17 protein-coding genes are annotated in these 15,318 nt (G+C 40.3%); 15 read left to right on the top strand and 2 right to left on the bottom strand.

Annotated features, from left to right (window positions below; translation table 11 throughout):
- Positions 1-32 precede the first annotated feature (32 nt).
- Complete coding sequence (gene murA / locus SB775_RS04095; RefSeq protein ID WP_089362013.1) at positions 33-1,334, top strand: UDP-N-acetylglucosamine 1-carboxyvinyltransferase; 1,302 nt, start codon at positions 33-35, stop codon at positions 1,332-1,334.
- A 204-nt stretch (positions 1,335-1,538) separates the two neighbouring features.
- Entirely contained in the window at positions 1,539-2,576 is a 1,038-nt protein-coding gene (spoIID, locus tag SB775_RS04090) for a stage II sporulation protein D (protein WP_250211729.1), read from the top strand.
- A 20-nt stretch (positions 2,577-2,596) separates the two neighbouring features.
- On the opposite strand, the gene SB775_RS04085 is transcribed toward spoIID, so the two are convergent.
- Positions 2,597-3,022, bottom strand: coding sequence for a VanZ family protein (locus SB775_RS04085; protein ID WP_061465665.1), 426 nt, complete (start codon positions 3,020-3,022; stop codon positions 2,597-2,599).
- A gap of 152 nt (positions 3,023-3,174) precedes the next feature.
- Between SB775_RS04085 and spoIIQ the strand changes: the two genes are divergently transcribed.
- From spoIIQ to SB775_RS04045, 8 genes are all read left to right on the top strand, one after another.
- Entirely contained in the window at positions 3,175-4,152 is a 978-nt protein-coding gene (gene spoIIQ, locus SB775_RS04080; protein ID WP_410860609.1) for a stage II sporulation protein SpoIIQ, read from the top strand.
- Between the two features lie 436 nt (positions 4,153-4,588).
- On the top strand, positions 4,589-4,861 hold the full coding sequence (gene spoIIID, locus SB775_RS04075) for a sporulation transcriptional regulator SpoIIID (protein WP_034315767.1): 273 nt from the start codon (positions 4,589-4,591) through the stop codon (positions 4,859-4,861).
- A gap of 308 nt (positions 4,862-5,169) precedes the next feature.
- On the top strand, positions 5,170-6,171 hold the full coding sequence (gene mreB, locus SB775_RS04070) for a rod shape-determining protein (RefSeq protein ID WP_057911932.1): 1,002 nt from the start codon (positions 5,170-5,172) through the stop codon (positions 6,169-6,171).
- Positions 6,172-6,449: 278 nt separating this feature from the next.
- Positions 6,450-7,289 carry a flagellar hook-basal body protein gene (locus SB775_RS04065; RefSeq protein WP_410860608.1) on the top strand — a complete coding sequence of 280 codons (840 nt, stop codon included), beginning with the start codon at positions 6,450-6,452 and terminating at the stop codon, positions 7,287-7,289.
- 55 nt (positions 7,290-7,344) lie between these two features.
- On the top strand, positions 7,345-8,193 hold the full coding sequence (locus SB775_RS04060; protein ID WP_410860607.1) for a flagellar hook-basal body protein: 849 nt from the start codon (positions 7,345-7,347) through the stop codon (positions 8,191-8,193).
- 161 nt (positions 8,194-8,354) lie between these two features.
- A complete protein-coding gene (locus SB775_RS04055; RefSeq protein ID WP_410860606.1) occupies positions 8,355-8,609 on the top strand; it encodes a DNA-directed RNA polymerase subunit beta in 255 nt (84 codons plus the stop codon).
- A gap of 121 nt (positions 8,610-8,730) precedes the next feature.
- Positions 8,731-9,159: a 3-hydroxyacyl-ACP dehydratase FabZ gene (gene fabZ / locus SB775_RS04050; protein ID WP_061465660.1), complete on the top strand. Its 429-nt coding sequence runs from the start codon at positions 8,731-8,733 to the stop codon at positions 9,157-9,159.
- 300 nt (positions 9,160-9,459) lie between these two features.
- Positions 9,460-9,744: a hypothetical protein gene (locus SB775_RS04045; RefSeq protein ID WP_410860605.1), complete on the top strand. Its 285-nt coding sequence runs from the start codon at positions 9,460-9,462 to the stop codon at positions 9,742-9,744.
- Between the two features lie 108 nt (positions 9,745-9,852).
- Here SB775_RS04045 and SB775_RS04040 read toward each other — a convergent pair whose 3' ends face one another.
- Complete coding sequence (locus SB775_RS04040; protein WP_410860604.1) at positions 9,853-10,287, bottom strand: YwpF family protein; 435 nt, start codon at positions 10,285-10,287, stop codon at positions 9,853-9,855.
- Between the two features lie 369 nt (positions 10,288-10,656).
- Between SB775_RS04040 and ssb the strand changes: the two genes are divergently transcribed.
- The 5 genes from ssb to SB775_RS04015 all read left to right on the top strand — a co-directional run bounded on the left by ssb (position 10,657) and on the right by SB775_RS04015 (position 15,238).
- Positions 10,657-11,019 carry a single-stranded DNA-binding protein gene (ssb, locus tag SB775_RS04035; RefSeq protein WP_061465657.1) on the top strand — a complete coding sequence of 121 codons (363 nt, stop codon included), beginning with the start codon at positions 10,657-10,659 and terminating at the stop codon, positions 11,017-11,019.
- 92 nt (positions 11,020-11,111) lie between these two features.
- The gene (locus tag SB775_RS04030; protein ID WP_410860602.1) at positions 11,112-11,381 is read left to right on the top strand and encodes a hypothetical protein; all 270 of its coding nucleotides are present in this window, start codon (positions 11,112-11,114) and stop codon (positions 11,379-11,381) included.
- Between the two features lie 240 nt (positions 11,382-11,621).
- Positions 11,622-12,626, top strand: coding sequence for an ABC transporter ATP-binding protein (locus SB775_RS04025; RefSeq protein WP_155727488.1), 1,005 nt, complete (start codon positions 11,622-11,624; stop codon positions 12,624-12,626).
- Complete coding sequence (locus SB775_RS04020; protein WP_410860601.1) at positions 12,607-13,575, top strand: ABC transporter ATP-binding protein; 969 nt, start codon at positions 12,607-12,609, stop codon at positions 13,573-13,575. The genes SB775_RS04025 and SB775_RS04020 overlap by 20 nt, the downstream gene beginning before the upstream one ends.
- A 46-nt stretch (positions 13,576-13,621) precedes the next feature.
- A complete protein-coding gene (locus tag SB775_RS04015) occupies positions 13,622-15,238 on the top strand; it encodes an ABC transporter substrate-binding protein (protein WP_061465653.1) in 1,617 nt (538 codons plus the stop codon).
- Positions 15,239-15,318: the final 80 nt, after the last annotated feature.

The raw sequence follows: 15,318 nt of genomic DNA, 5'->3' as shown, positions 1-15,318 counted from the left end.
TATAGAGAAAATGGACGCGGAGGGGAATACTTTTGGAAAAAATCATCGTCCGCGGCGGAAAAAGGCTTAGCGGGACAGTTAAAGTAGAAGGTGCTAAAAACGCCGTTTTGCCAGTTATCGCTGCAACATTATTAGCAAGTGATGGGAAAAGTATCATTAAAGATGTTCCTACGCTCTCCGATGTATATACAATCAATGAAGTATTGCGCAACTTAAATGCAGATGTTGCCTTTCATGACAATCAAGTAACTGTAGATGCATCAAGAGAGTTATTAGAAGAAGCACCATTTGAATATGTACGAAAAATGAGAGCTTCCGTTTTAGTGATGGGCTCATTACTAGCAAGGAATGGCCGGGCCCGCGTTGCTCTTCCTGGTGGCTGTGCCATCGGATCACGTCCTATCGACCAGCATTTAAAGGGCTTTGAAGCGATGGGAGCAAAAGTGAAGGTCGGCAATGGTTTCATTGATGCCGAGGTAGAAGGCAGACTTAAGGGTGCAAGAGTGTATCTTGACTTCCCAAGTGTGGGTGCCACTGAAAACATCATGATGGCAGCAACACTTGCAGAAGGTATAACTGTTCTTGAAAATGTGGCCAAAGAGCCTGAAATTGTAGATCTTGCGAATTTCCTTAATAAAATGGGTGCCAAAGTCAGAGGTGCTGGTACTGGTACGATGAGAATCGAGGGTGTCGATAAATTATATGGCACTGAACATGCGATTATACCTGACCGTATCGAAGCCGGTACATTTATGACGGCTGCTGCTCTTACTGGCGGCAATGTTCTTGTTCAAGGCGCTGTACCTGAACACCTTACTTCCCTTATTGCTAAAATGGAAGAAATGGGTGTTGAAATTCTTGAAGAAGAAGATGGATTACGCGTTATCGGTCCAAAAACCTTGAAGGCCATTGATATCAAAACAATGCCGCATCCTGGTTTCCCGACTGATATGCAATCGCAAATGATGGCATTATTATTGCGTGCTGAAGGAACAAGTATGATTACGGAGACCGTTTTCGAAAACCGTTTTATGCATGTTGAGGAATTCCGTCGCATGAATGCCAATATTAAAATTGAAGGTCGTTCTGTTATCGTTAATGGACCAACTAACATACAAGGTGCTGAAGTAGCTGCAACAGATTTACGTGCCGCGGCAGCGCTCATCCTGACTGGATTGGTTGCAGATGGCATTACTCGTGTTACAGAATTAAAGCATCTTGACAGAGGATACGTGAATTTCCATGGTAAATTGGCTTCTCTAGGTGCCGATGTGGAACGTATTAACGAAGATGTACCTGCAGAAACAAAAAAAATTGCCGATTTAAACGCATAAGATAGCTTATAAAACCATTCACGTTCGAGTCATTGAAACGTGAATGGTTTTTTTGTCTTGTATCAGGCATTCATGGCCTCAAGCTAAATGGTTGTCATTTTTCTATTCATAAAAGCTTGTCCTTCGACATACATTTGTTATGTAAAGATACCTGCCGGATAGTGATTTACGGCAGAGAAAACAAGTGTAGGGAGGCTCAGGAATTTGAAAGCAATCAAACCGATGATTGTACTATTCATAGCAGTAGCATTCGTAATTATCATGATTCCAGCAGTGCTTGTGCTTCCATTTTCAAATGATAAGACAAGTGGAGAGTTAGCCGAACAATTAGAAAAAAAAGTGAAGAATGAAGGTAAAGAGGTAAGTGCAAATGAAATGAGTTCCGTTGAAGTTGCTGTTTACCGTACATCTGCAAGAAAGATTGAAAAACTGCCGATTGAAACGTATTTAGCTGGTGTAGTAGCGGCTGAAATGCCAGCGGATTTCGAGGAAGAAGCACTTAAGGCACAAGCATTGACAGCGAGAACCTACATTGTCAATCAGCTCCTAAGCGAAAGTCGATTAGGCTTGCCTGATGGTGCCGATGTAAGCGATACGGTCATGCACCAAGTTTATAAGAATAATGATGAGCTGAAAAAACAGTGGGGCTCTGATTATAAATGGAAGATGAAGAAAATTAACAAAGCAATAAAGGAAACAGCGGGTCAAATTCTAACCTATGAAGGAAAACCGATTACTGCGACTTTTTTTTCGACCAGCAATGGCTACACTGAGAATTCCGAGGACTATTGGCAAGCGGATTTCCCCTATTTAAAAAGCGTATCCAGTCCTTGGGATAAACAGGAATCACCAAAGTTTTATAATAAAGTTGTTGTGAACACTGCAGATTTTGAAAGCAAACTGGGTGTAAGTCTATCATCGGGAACAACAATAGGAACTGTCATTGAAAGAACATCAGGCAATCGCGTAGGTGTGGTGAAAATCGGAGGAAAGAAAATGACAGGAAAACAGATTCGTGAAAAGCTGGGCCTGACATCATCCGATTTTAACTGGGAGCGTCAAGGCAACCAGATTGTCATCACGACAAAAGGATCTGGGCACGGAGTTGGAATGAGCCAATACGGTGCTAATGGAATGGCCAGGGAAGGGAAAACCTATGAAGACATCGTAAAATATTATTATAAAGGCGTTAAAGTTCAGTCTTCAAGTAAGTGGCTGAATACGATGACGGCAAAAAAATGAGAGATGGGGAATCCCATCTCTCATTTTTTTGTGCTTATTTTTTCTATAATGGTCAAAAAGCCCCGTTCATGCTTGAAATAATGATATTGGACATGAAAATACACAGCAGCTACTCCAATGATATCTTTAATGACATCTATTAAGGTAGCGGAGCGGTATGGGATGAATGATTGGTGATATTCATCTATAACTCCGTAAAAGCATGCTGCTATGGCCGCCAACAAGCTTAATCCAGGTTTCAGTTTTTGGTTTGCAGCAAGAGCAGAAACCAATAATATATACAAAAGGGCAAATTCGACTAAATGAAGTGCCTCTTTGATAAATCGGTCAATTGAGGATGATGGAAGATCAAGAATCATATCATCGGGGTTGCTCGACATTATCCAAATGGCAATCATATATAGAAAAGGCAATAACGTTAACACGATTTTAAAGGCTTTTTTCATGAATTAAACACCCTTCAATAGTTAGATACCAAACATTTTACCATTCTACGAATAAAATCGGTTTCATTTCCACAAAATAAATCTAAAAATTTTTTTATCTGAATGTATATAATCTTACCAAAATGTTCAGAATGATTGCTGAGGTGATTAATATGAGAGAGGAAGAAAAGAAACCAACTTCCACAATCCGACGTATACTAAAACAACGTTGGGCATTATCAGCAATCTATATCGCAAGTGCAGCCATAATCTTAGCCGCGGCCTTCTTATTACAAAATAGTTTTAATGATTCAGCTAAGGATGGCAAAGAGGAATCAGCTGAAACAGGAAAAAACTATGATCAGCCTTCTGTCGAGGTTAATAGTAATCTTGAGACAATCAAGATGCCTGTAGCCGATGCAGACAAAACGGTTATTAAGAAACAGTTTTATGATGTGAATGCGGATGAAAAGGCACAAGAAGAAGCGTTGGTATTTTACAACAATAGATATGAGCAAAACAAAGGTATAGACATTGCAATGAAAGATGGAAAATCTTTCGATGTAAAAGCTTCACTAAGTGGAAATGTATCGAAAGTCCAAGACGATGCGTTACTTGGAAATTTGGTTGAAGTACAGCATGAAGATGGTGTAGTTACTCGTTATCAATCTGTTAAAGACATTAAAGTTGCAGTCGGTGACAAAGTGAAACAAGGGCAAGCAATTGCTACAGCTGGAAAAAGCCAAATCAACGAAGAGGCGGGCGTGCATGTCCACTTCGAAATCAGAAAAGATAACATTGCGTTAAATCCACTTGATTTTGTCGATAAACAAGCTTCTGCCATTCAATCGGCAACTGAAGCTGAAGGCAGCGAACTTGACGATTCAGCTAAAAAAGAAGAAACACCTGCGGTTGACGAAACTGAAATTGATAAAGAAGAAGCACCTGCAGTCGAAGGATCTAAAACGGATAAGAAAGAATCACCTGCAATCGAAGAATCTGAAACTGGCACGGATGAACCGCCTGCCGTTGACGAAACTGACGAGAGCACTGATTTAGATAGTGGCACAGATGAAGAAGGCTCTGTCCCAGGTGAAGATACAACTGAGGAAAGCGATTCCTTAAAAGATTCATTAAAACAATCTAATTAAGATCAAGATTTTTAATAATATCAAAACAAAAAACCTTGAGCGTTACGAATGACAACAACTGAAAATTTGGTAAAAGGAAGCCGTTCATTTTGAACGGCTTCCTTTTTTTCTTTCGAGGAAATATTGGCCGATATGCTGAAACATTTGAATTTCTGACAAATTTCTCGGGAAATAATTTGTTCTTAAGGAAAATAAACAGTTGAAAATCAGAAATAAATCCAAACCTCCTGTCCCATTAGGCATATATTCTTAACCAAGCTAATAAGATGTTATAAACCATGCAAAGAGAGTGTTTGAGGTGAGGAATCGTTTATTACAAATTATCTAATAGGTGAATAATTCTATCTTTCATTGTTTATAGGGCAGCGGTATTCGATTCGAAAAATACGAATCTCATTTCACACTTCTCACATCCAATTTGGGGAGGTCGAGTGGTGTGCACGATTACATCAAAGAAAGAACTATCAAGATAGGAAAGTATATCGTGGAAACTAGAAAAACAGTCCGCGTCATTGCAAAAGAGTTCGGAGTCTCTAAAAGCACAGTTCATAAAGACTTAACTGAGAGGCTGCCAGAAATTAATCCTGATTTGGCTAACGAAGTGAAGGATATATTGGATTATCACAAATCCATTCGTCACCTTCGAGGTGGAGAAGCGACAAAGTTAAAATATAAACGATCGGAAAGAGAAGAAGAAATCGTCAAATAATCTTTGTGATATCATTCCGGCATTTGGAAGCGAATCCAGCAATCAGGGGATGAATAAAGAGACATGGAATAGTGTCAGCTTTTTTCTTAACCTTGACTGCGGTTCCTTGCCGGAATTTTTTTGTGGGGAAAGACCGAAGATAGTACATAAGGCATCGGAATTTTTTACATATTGGAAAAAGAGGTAAAAATAGTCTGTATTAGTGTTTATTTATAATTCATACTTACTTGTGCCAATGCAATATGGTAAAATAAACAATTAGGACAGAAGTAGGTTATATGTGAGGATATTCAAGGAGGATTTAAGAAATGTTTGCTAGAGATATTGGGATAGATCTTGGAACAGCCAATGTTCTTATACATGTCAAAGGTAAAGGAATTGTGTTAAATGAGCCTTCGGTAGTAGCGATTGATAAGAATACGAACCGTGTTCTTGCTGTCGGGGAAGAAGCTCGTAAAATGGTAGGCCGTACTCCAGGAAACATCATCGCAATTCGTCCATTAAAAGACGGGGTCATTGCGGATTTTGATGTAACAGAATCGATGCTTAAGCATTTTATCAATACATTGAATGTGAAAGGCTTCCTTTCAAAGCCTAGAATTTTGATCTGCTGCCCGACGAACATAACAAGTGTCGAACAAAAGGCGATTAAAGAAGCTGCTGAAAAAAGCGGAGGAAAGAAAGTATTCCTTGAAGAAGAACCAAAAGTGGCTGCAATCGGTGCCGGCATGGATATTTTTCAACCAAGCGGCAATATGGTCGTGGACATTGGCGGGGGTACAACGGATATTGCCGTCCTTTCAATGGGGGATATCGTTACATCTTCTTCCATTAAAATGGCCGGTGACAAATTCGATAATGAAATTTTACATTATATCAAGCGGAAGTATAAGCTTCTGATTGGTGAACGTACAGCGGAAAACATTAAAATTCAGGTTGCAACAGTCTTCCCTGGTTCCCGTAATGAAGTCATCGATATTCGTGGACGAGATATGGTATCAGGATTACCTAGAACCATTTCGGTCAATTCGGAAGAAATTGAGGAAGCTCTTCGTGAGCAGGTTTCAATCATTGTACAAGCTGCAAAAAGCGTACTTGAGCGGACACCGCCTGAACTTTCTGCTGATATCATCGATCGCGGCGTCATTTTAACAGGCGGGGGAGCGTTGCTTCACGGGATTGATTTACTCCTCGCTGAAGAGCTTAAGGTCCCAGTACTCGTTGCCGAACACCCGATGGATTGTGTAGCAATTGGAACTGGAATCATGCTTGATAATATGGATAAATTGCCACGGCACAAATTCAACTAAAAAGCGGATGGAAATCTGCATCATAAGATAGGGGTCTAAGGTTCAGACAAACATGAGGCATAGTGAAAGTGCGTGCAGTTCTAGTACTGATGAGCAATAGGCCCTCTTCTTTTAGTCGAGAATTTAACACAATTCCTTTAAATCTGACCTAGCTTACGATACATATAAATTCTTCTGCCTAATGCTAGTCCTTTCCTTAAGATACTGACGTTCATGACCGATAAGATAAATATGAGAAATTGAACGGGATAAGTTATGTAGAATGAGGAGTGAAGAGGATGTTAAGAGGTTTTTATACAGCTGCTTCCGGGATGCTTACACAGCAAAGGCGCACAGAATTGCTCACAAACAATATGTCCAATGCGAATACAACAGGGTATAAAACAGATCAAATGAGTATAAGGTCTTTTCCGGAAATGCTTATCAGCAACATAGAAGGCAAAACGGTTCCTGCGGAGAATAAATTGAATTTGCCTGAATTATCCCAGGTCGGGGGGCTCAGTACTGGGGTTTACGTACAGGAGGCAAATCCTTTATTTACCCAGGGTACATTGGAGGAAACCGAGCTTAATACAGATATTTCCTTGGCCGATGAAAACCTTCCGATCAATGAAGAAACCGGTCTGCGAGGGTCGGTGTTTTTTACTGTTCAGGATGGTGATGGTGGCATCCGTTATACGCGCAACGGCAGTTTCACTCTAGATGGACAAGGTTATCTGACTACACCTGCCGGTCATTATGTATTGAATGAAAATAATAATCGAATCCAGCTTGATAGCGATCAGTTCACCGTAACGGAAAACGGTGTTATTTTAGAAGGGAATGTTCAAACGGCACGTCTCGGCATCGGTTATTCAGATGATCCATCATCACAGCTCATTAAGGATGGGGAAGGCCTTTATAAGGCTGTGAATGATGGGAAGTTACCTAGCGCATACACGTCAGAAGGGGTCGGTTTTTCTACTAAGCAAGGGTTCCTTGAAGGCTCTAATGTCGACCAATCGAGAACGATGACAGAAATGATGTCGGCATACCGCTCTTTTGAAGCGAGTCAGAAGGTTCTCCAAGCCTATGATAAAAGTTTGGATAAAGCGGTCAATGAAGTTGGCAGGCTTTAATTGAACATTAGCAGAAAACCGCCTTTGGAAATTTGGACATGTAAGGGGAATATACATGAATCGTACCATGATGACAGCGACAAATACGCTGAACCAGCTTCAAAGTAAAATCGATCAAATAAGTAATAATATCTCTAATGTGGACTCGACTGCCTACAAAAAGACCCAAACGAGCTTCAATGACTTACTGACACAGAGTTTCAATAATCAACCGAGTGAGACCAAGGAAAAAGGAAGGCTGACCACACCTGGCATAAGGCAGGGAACAGGTGCTAAGATAAGCCAGTCTCAATTGGTGCTTTCACAGGGGTCCTTAAAGACTACGGACCGTAATCTTGATGCTGCATTCACTAGTGAAGACCAATTCTTCACCGTAAGCGTTCAGGACGGTAAAGGGGTTAATGCAAGGCTTACAAGGGATGGCGCCTTTTATTTATCTCCAAATGCGAATGATCAGGACCAAATGGTGCTCGTTACCTCTGCTGGACATCAGGTGCTTGATGAAAATGGTGACCCGATCCTTATTGACGGAAATGTTAGAGACATTAGGATTTCGAAAAATGGTTTTTTGACGGTCGATACGGAAGAATACGGAAAAAAGAGTTTTGGGCTTGGCATCGTCTCGATAAAGAAGCCGCAATTTCTTGAGCGGCTAGGCGGAAATTTACTTGGCCTGCCCGAAAACATCAATGAATTGGGTGTAACTGATGACGATATCATGACTGCATTAACAGGGGATTCCCGCAACCAAATAGCTATCCGTCAAGGAACTCTGGAGTCCTCAAATGTCGATCTTTCCAAAGAAATGACGGATCTTATTAATGTTCAGCGGTCTTATCAATTTCAATCCCGGGCTGTAACGATGGCTGATCAAATGAGCGGATTAATCAATGGAATCCGTTAAGTTATCGGGGAAAATAAAATGTCTCCCTGCGGAATTATAGCAAATCGGTTATAATGAATTCATATCAAAGAGAATCGTTTGTCCATAGCTGCCTATTTTCTGGAGTATGGGGGGAATCAAGTCGGCGAGTTTTCTTAGAAAAAGGAGCTTTCACATTCTATATGGAACAAAATCGTGTAATGAGACAACAAATTGAAGAAGAGATAAAGGAAGTTGAGACGAAACCGAATCGTAGAATCAAGGTCCGTCTTTTGCCAATTTGGCTTCGTTTACTCATTGTTATCGGATTGATTTTCATTGCTGTGTTATCCGGGGCACTTATAGGATACAGTGTGATCGGTGGAGGACATGCAATGGATGTTTTCCAAAAATCCACATGGACCCATATTGTTGATATAGTGAACAAGGATGCGTAGTTCCATTGAGGTAGTTGCTGTCGTTAACGGATTTATATTACATAGCAACTACGCCTCTGTCTTTATGGCAGGGGCGAGTTAACGTTATGTTAGAAATATTTAAATCATAGGAGGAACAAAAATGCTTGATATCACACAAATAAAGGAAATTATTCCGCATCGTTACCCATTCTTATTAGTGGACCGGATCATAGAAATAGATGAAGGGAAAAGAGCGGTAGGTTTGAAGAATGTCTCAGCTAATGAAGAATTCTTTAATGGTCATTTTCCGGATTACCCAGTTATGCCTGGTGTTTTAATTGTAGAGGCTTTAGCGCAAGTTGGCGCTGTAGCGGTTTTGAAACAAGAAGAATATAAAGGACGGCTTGCATTTTTTGCTGGAATTGATAATTGCCGCTTTAAAAAGCAAGTAAAACCAGGTGATCAACTGCGCCTGGAAGTGGAAATAGTGCGTATGAGAGGCTCAATGGGTAAAGGGAAAGCAGTGGCAACGGTAGACGGAGAAGTAGCATGTGAAGCCGAAATCATGTTTGCCTTTGGTGACAAATAAGAAGTGCATTCATTTTCGGGGAAAGAAAATGGACTAATATGACTATATTTTTAAAAGTGGTTTAAGGAATCGTGCAGCGGTGTATATATTAAAGAGTACTGCATGGGCTTTTTTAATTAGACCCTTTCCATTCTCCCTTTGAATGCCGGACATTTTTATATGTCCGGCATTTTTTAATGATTAAATTCCAATAAATATGAGGTAAGTGTATTTCCTTTTTAAAATTAAAAATAGGACGCAAGTTATTTTCTCATTCGGACAAAATAACTAATGATAAAGAAGGAAAGGAGGTTGCCAAAAATGAAGAAAAGAATTTTTGCACTAATTGGGGGATCTTTATTATCTATTATGTTCCTTGCTGGATGTGGAACGAATGATAAGGATAATGACAACAAACCCGCACCAGAAGATAATAACAACATCATAGATAAGAATAAAAATGGTGTAAAGGATAACAACGGCACGGATAATAACGGCACGGATAATAACCACTTGAATGATGATAATAATGATGTGATTGATAATGACAATGACAATAATGATGGAAATGACTTGATTGACAAGAAACACGACGACAATAAGTAATTAGCACAGATTGAAAAAGACTGGCTTAGTTAAGAAGAGGATTATCATCCTTATTCGTCTAAGTCAGTCTTTTTTGTGTATATTCGATTAGGGAAATAAAGGGGGGGATTATTTATTCGTAGCTAATTTAGGCTTTGAACGGATTTTTTCCTTGAACTCATTTATTAATTCATCGCCGGCGAGACCTTTTTGGACTAAATCTTCAAGAAGAAGTTCAGCATATTTGCTACGCGTTTTTTGGATGTGACCAAGGAATAATAGGCTATAATGGTTGCCTACTTTTCTTATGGTGCGTAAAACAGTGTGAAACAATGCCGGTTCATTGTCCTTTTTGGTAATGACGGCCTGGATATAAACCTCTCCGTCTATATTGGGGAGTGAGGGTTCAAGCTCTTTGAAATGCTTTTCTTCTACAAAGGCTTCCAGTAACCATGTTCTAGCATCGTTTTCTTTATTTATTATTAGTCCATCTGTTAATACAATATCAATCAATTGTAAATTCTCAGTAACAATTTGCAACGAAATTAATTTAAATGATTTCATCTAATTCCTCCATTTCTAGCCAGAAGAGTGATAAAAGCCCCTTCTTAAACGTGAATTTTATTTTATCTGGAATGGTTCATGTCGATTAATCCTTTTAAAGGTAATTATATCATACTAAAAGATAGTCCCTTAATGAAATGAAAACCCAGCAATTGTCTAAATTATGCAGGATAGAATAAAAATTTGCAAAATATTAAATTTTGTTAACAATGCGTTTATTACTTAATTTTAATCGAAAAAAATTGATTTTACATCAATTCAAACGGTTTTTTAAGAAGGAAAAGGGTGGAATAATGCCATTTCCTTCATTTTTTATTCGAAGGTAGAAAGAGTATGATAAAAGCATATTAAAGAGGAAGGAGTGAAAAAATGATTAACCAAGTTACCCTCGTCGGCAGGCTTACGAAGGATCCCGAATTAAGATACACACCAGACGGCAAGGCTGTTTCCAATATAACGTTAGCAGTCAACCGGAACTTCCGTAATACTGTTGGTGAATATGAGGCGGACTTTGTACAGTGCATCATATGGAAAAGGTCTGCTGAAAATACTGCTCAGTACTGTAAAAAGGGTGCCTTAATCGGTATCACAGGCAGAATACAGACAAGGAGATACGAAAATCAAGAGGGTAAAAATGTATATGTTACTGAAGTGGTCGCCGAGAGGGTTCAATTCATCGCATCTAAACAAAACGATATTAAACCCAAGGATTTTGAACATATTGGCTTATAGTCTTACGTGGAGGTCGAGCATGAGTAAAGGAAATAAAGCTTGCCTCCGGGCAGGAGCAAGCTCGCTTTTAGACAATGCATGAGAAAAAGCGGATGGAAGAACTCATAAGTGATTTGATCCGTCATGTGGCGAAGACCCATGTGAAAACTTCGAATAATGAATATGAATTAGTACAGATTAATTTGATGCTTACTCAACTGAAAACACAAAACAAGTATTTATACGAACATAATGAAAAATTAATGCAACGAATTTCAGCACTTGAACAAAGCATAAAATATTCCGATGACGAAAAAACTTCTGTAAAGCTTGACTGTAGTATTAGTTCATTATCATCCCTTACTTCCCCAAAGCAAATATAGCTTTTTCCTCGCTGGAAACTCCGATTTACCCTCATTTGGAATCAAGTTTTCTGATTCCCCTCTTTCATAGACTGCCAATAAGCAGTCTTTTTTTATGCCAAAATGTGAGTGTATAAAAAAATAAAAAAATTATTCTGTTAAATTAGAATTTTTAGAAAATATATTGTAAAATTTTAATTTTGATGCAATAATAAACCAAATAATGTAATGGGAAAAAAGTTATATATAGGAAGTGATTTGATGGAAGAACCAATTATTAAGGTGAATGGGCTGCGAACCAGCTTTCGTACTGACGATGGGGTGATTCCTGTCGTAAATTCAATCGATTTTCACGTCAATCCTGGTGAAGTTTTAGGGATTGTAGGAGAATCAGGATGCGGAAAAAGCGTAACTTCTTTATCCATCATGGGTCTGGTTTCTTCACCTGCTGGTAAGGTGGAGGGAGAAATCCTCTTTAAAGGGGAGAATATCGCAAATGCCTCTGAAGCGAAAATGAGAAAGATTCGCGGGAATGACATAGCGATGATATTTCAGGAACCGATGACAAGCTTGAATCCTGTGTTCACTATTGGAGAGCAGTTGGTTGAGACGCTTCGGATACATAAAAAATGGAACAAAAAACAGGCCCGACATAGAGCGGTGGAAATGTTGAAGCTGGTTGGGCTTGGCCGTGCCGAGGAATTGCTCAAAGAATATCCGCATCAGCTTTCGGGTGGAATGAGACAAAGGGTCATGATAGCAATGGCCATGATTTGCGAGCCGAAACTCCTTATAGCCGATGAACCGACAACGGCTTTGGATGTGACGATCCAGGCACAAATCCTAGAGTTAATGAAGAATTTAAATAAAGAAACAGACACGGCAATCATGATGATTACCCATGATCTTGGCGTTGTGGCGCAAATGTGTGAACGTGTCATTGTCATGTATGCCGGCAAGGTGATAGAGGAAGGAAATGTGCAAACGATTTTCCAAAACCCTAAACATCCTTATACGGTCGGTTTACTTCAGTCGATTCCCGATATGCGAATAAAGAAAGATCGCCTTTACTCGATACCGGGCAATGTGCCAAAACCTGGGACAAGCAACCTCGGGTGCCAGTTTGCCCCCCGGTGCTCCCATGCCATGGAGCAATGTATAAATGAGACCCCGTCTCTATTGAAATTTGATGAGGGCAGGCATGTTCGCTGCTGGCTGTATGAAGATGGGAAAGGAGCTGCCTTGCATGAATCAAACATTGGTTAAGGTAGAAAACCTAAAGAAGCATTTTCCAATCAAAGGAGGGGTTCTCGGAAAGACCATCGGAGAGGTCAAGGCAGTTGATGGTTTGTCTTTTTCCATTTATAAAGGGGAAACCTTAGGACTTGTCGGTGAAAGCGGTTGCGGAAAGTCGACGACGGGAAGATTATTGCTTCGATTGCTTGAGCCGAGTGAAGGGAATGTTTATTTCGAAGGAAAGGACCTGACGGCTTTATCTTCCCGTGAAATGAGAAAGATGCGCCGTGAAATGCAGATGGTCTTCCAGGACCCATTCGCTTCCCTCAATCCCAGGCATACTATTGAAAAAATATTGGAGGAACCGCTCATCGTACATGGGGTTAAAGATAAAAAGGCGCGTAAGGCACGTGTGCAGGAACTTCTTAAGGTTGTTGGCTTAAGCAGTTACCATGCTAAAAGGTATCCGCATCAATTCAGTGGGGGCCAGCGGCAGCGCATTGGCATCGCCAGGGCACTTGCGGTAAACCCAAAGCTGATCATTGCCGATGAGCCGGTATCTGCACTGGATGTGTCGATTCAGGCCCAGGTTTTGAACCTCCTGCAGGATTTGCAGGAAGATTTTGATTTGACTTACCTTTTCATTGCCCATGATCTTGGAGTGGTGAGGCATATCTCCGACCGTGTCGGTGTCATGTATCTTGGACATATCGTTGAATTGACGGAAAGTGAAGGACTTTATGAAGATCCGCTTCATCCATATACGCAGGCTTTACTATCAGCCGTGCCCATCCCGGATGTGGAATACAAAGGGGATAGGGTAATCCTGCAGGGTGATGTTCCAAGCCCATCTAACCCGCCAAGCGGTTGTCCCTTCCATACGAGATGCCCGCAGGCCATGGCAGAGTGCAAATCAGTAAAACCCGACTTGCATGAGCATAAACCCGGTCACTACGTTGCTTGTCATTTATACAATTGACATTTAACGTACACATAAATTTTTAAAAAAATAAAGGGGGAAGAATATGAAGAAGACATTGGCTTTATTGTTGACTACAATCCTGGCACTCTCACTTGCACTTGCAGGATGCTCCTCGTCTACATCAAAAGAGAAAGATGATGATAAAGGGGGATCAAATGAAGCAAAAGGGGGCGTATTGATTTACGGTAAAGGCGGCGATGCAGTTTCACTAGATCCCGCTATAGTAACGGATGGTGAATCATTTATCGTCACACAGCAGGTTTTTGAAACACTTGTAAAATACGGGGAAGATAATACGGAAATAAAGCCAGGTCTTGCAGAATCATGGAAAGTTTCAGATGACGCAAAGACATATACATTCAAATTGAAAACCGGCATCAAGTTCCATGATGGCTCGGATTTCAATGCAGAAGCAGTTGTTAAAAACTTTCAGCGCTGGGCACAAAGTAAGGATGAAGCTAAATTTGCATACTATGCCTCTATGTTTGGCGGCTTTGAAGGTGATGAAGGTCATGTTATCAAAGAGGTAAAAGCCATTGATGATAATACAGTGGAATTCACGTTAAATCGTCCGCAGGCACCATTCTTGAAAAACATTGCGATGCCTACATTTGCCATAGCAAGTCCAACTGGCTTTGAAAAAGATGCAGACAATTTCGGTAAGAATCCTTCTGGAACAGGTCCATTCAAATTCAAATCATGGAAACCAGGCGATACGATTGAAGTGGTGAAAAATGATGATTATTGGCAAGATGGACTGCCAAAGCTTGATGGAATCACGTTTAAAGTCATTAAAGATAACTCCGCTCGTTTAAATGCTGTAATCAAAGGTGAAGTTGATCTAATGGACGGGTTAAATCCAAGTGATATAAGCAAAGTAACAGGGGATGACAAACTACAAATATTCGAACGTCCATCCATGAATGTCGGCTACTTTGCATTCAATGTTGAAAAAGCACCATTCGACAAAAAGGAAGTACGCCAAGCCATCTCTCACCTAATTAACAAAAAAGAAATCATTGATAACTTTTACGAAGGCACAGCAGAGCCTGCCAAGAATCCAATGCCGCCATCTGTTTCTGGCTACAATGACAACATTGAAGACTATGACTACGATGTAGAAAAAGCTAAGGAATTACTTAAAAAGGCTGGACTGGAAGATGGGTTCAAAATGGACCTTTGGGCAATGCCGGTACCACGTCCATATATGCCAGATGGTCAAAAAGTGGCTGAAGCCATTCAAGCAAGCTTAAAACAAGTAGGCATTGAAGCAAATATCGTTTCGTATGAATGGGCTGCATACTTAGAGAAAGTGCAGGCTGGTGAAGCTCAATCTTTCATGCTAGGCTGGACAGGCGATAATGGAGATGCGGATAACTTTCTTTACACATTATTGGATAAAGATAATATCGGCTCCAACAACTATGCCCGTTATGCAAACGAGGAAGTCCATAAGCTATTGATCGAAGCTCAGTCCACTGCTGATGAAGCCAAGCGTAATGAGTTATACGGAAAAGCTCAGGAAATCATTCATGAAGAAGCACCATGGGTTCCACTTGTACACTCTTTACCACAACTTGCTGGAACTAAGACAATAAAAGGATTCGTTCCGCATCCAACCGGTTCTCAATCTTTAGTTAACGTGTCTATAGAGAATTAACCGTACGAATCGGGGAGTATGGATTTATGCATGCTGCCCGGTTTTGTTATGGAATGCATTTCAAAATGATCGAGGGCGCT

It is taken from the genome of Peribacillus sp. SIMBA_075 (assembly GCF_046534585.1).
The sequence above is the reverse complement of the archived record's forward strand: the minus strand, read 5'-3'. Positions and strand labels throughout refer to the sequence as shown.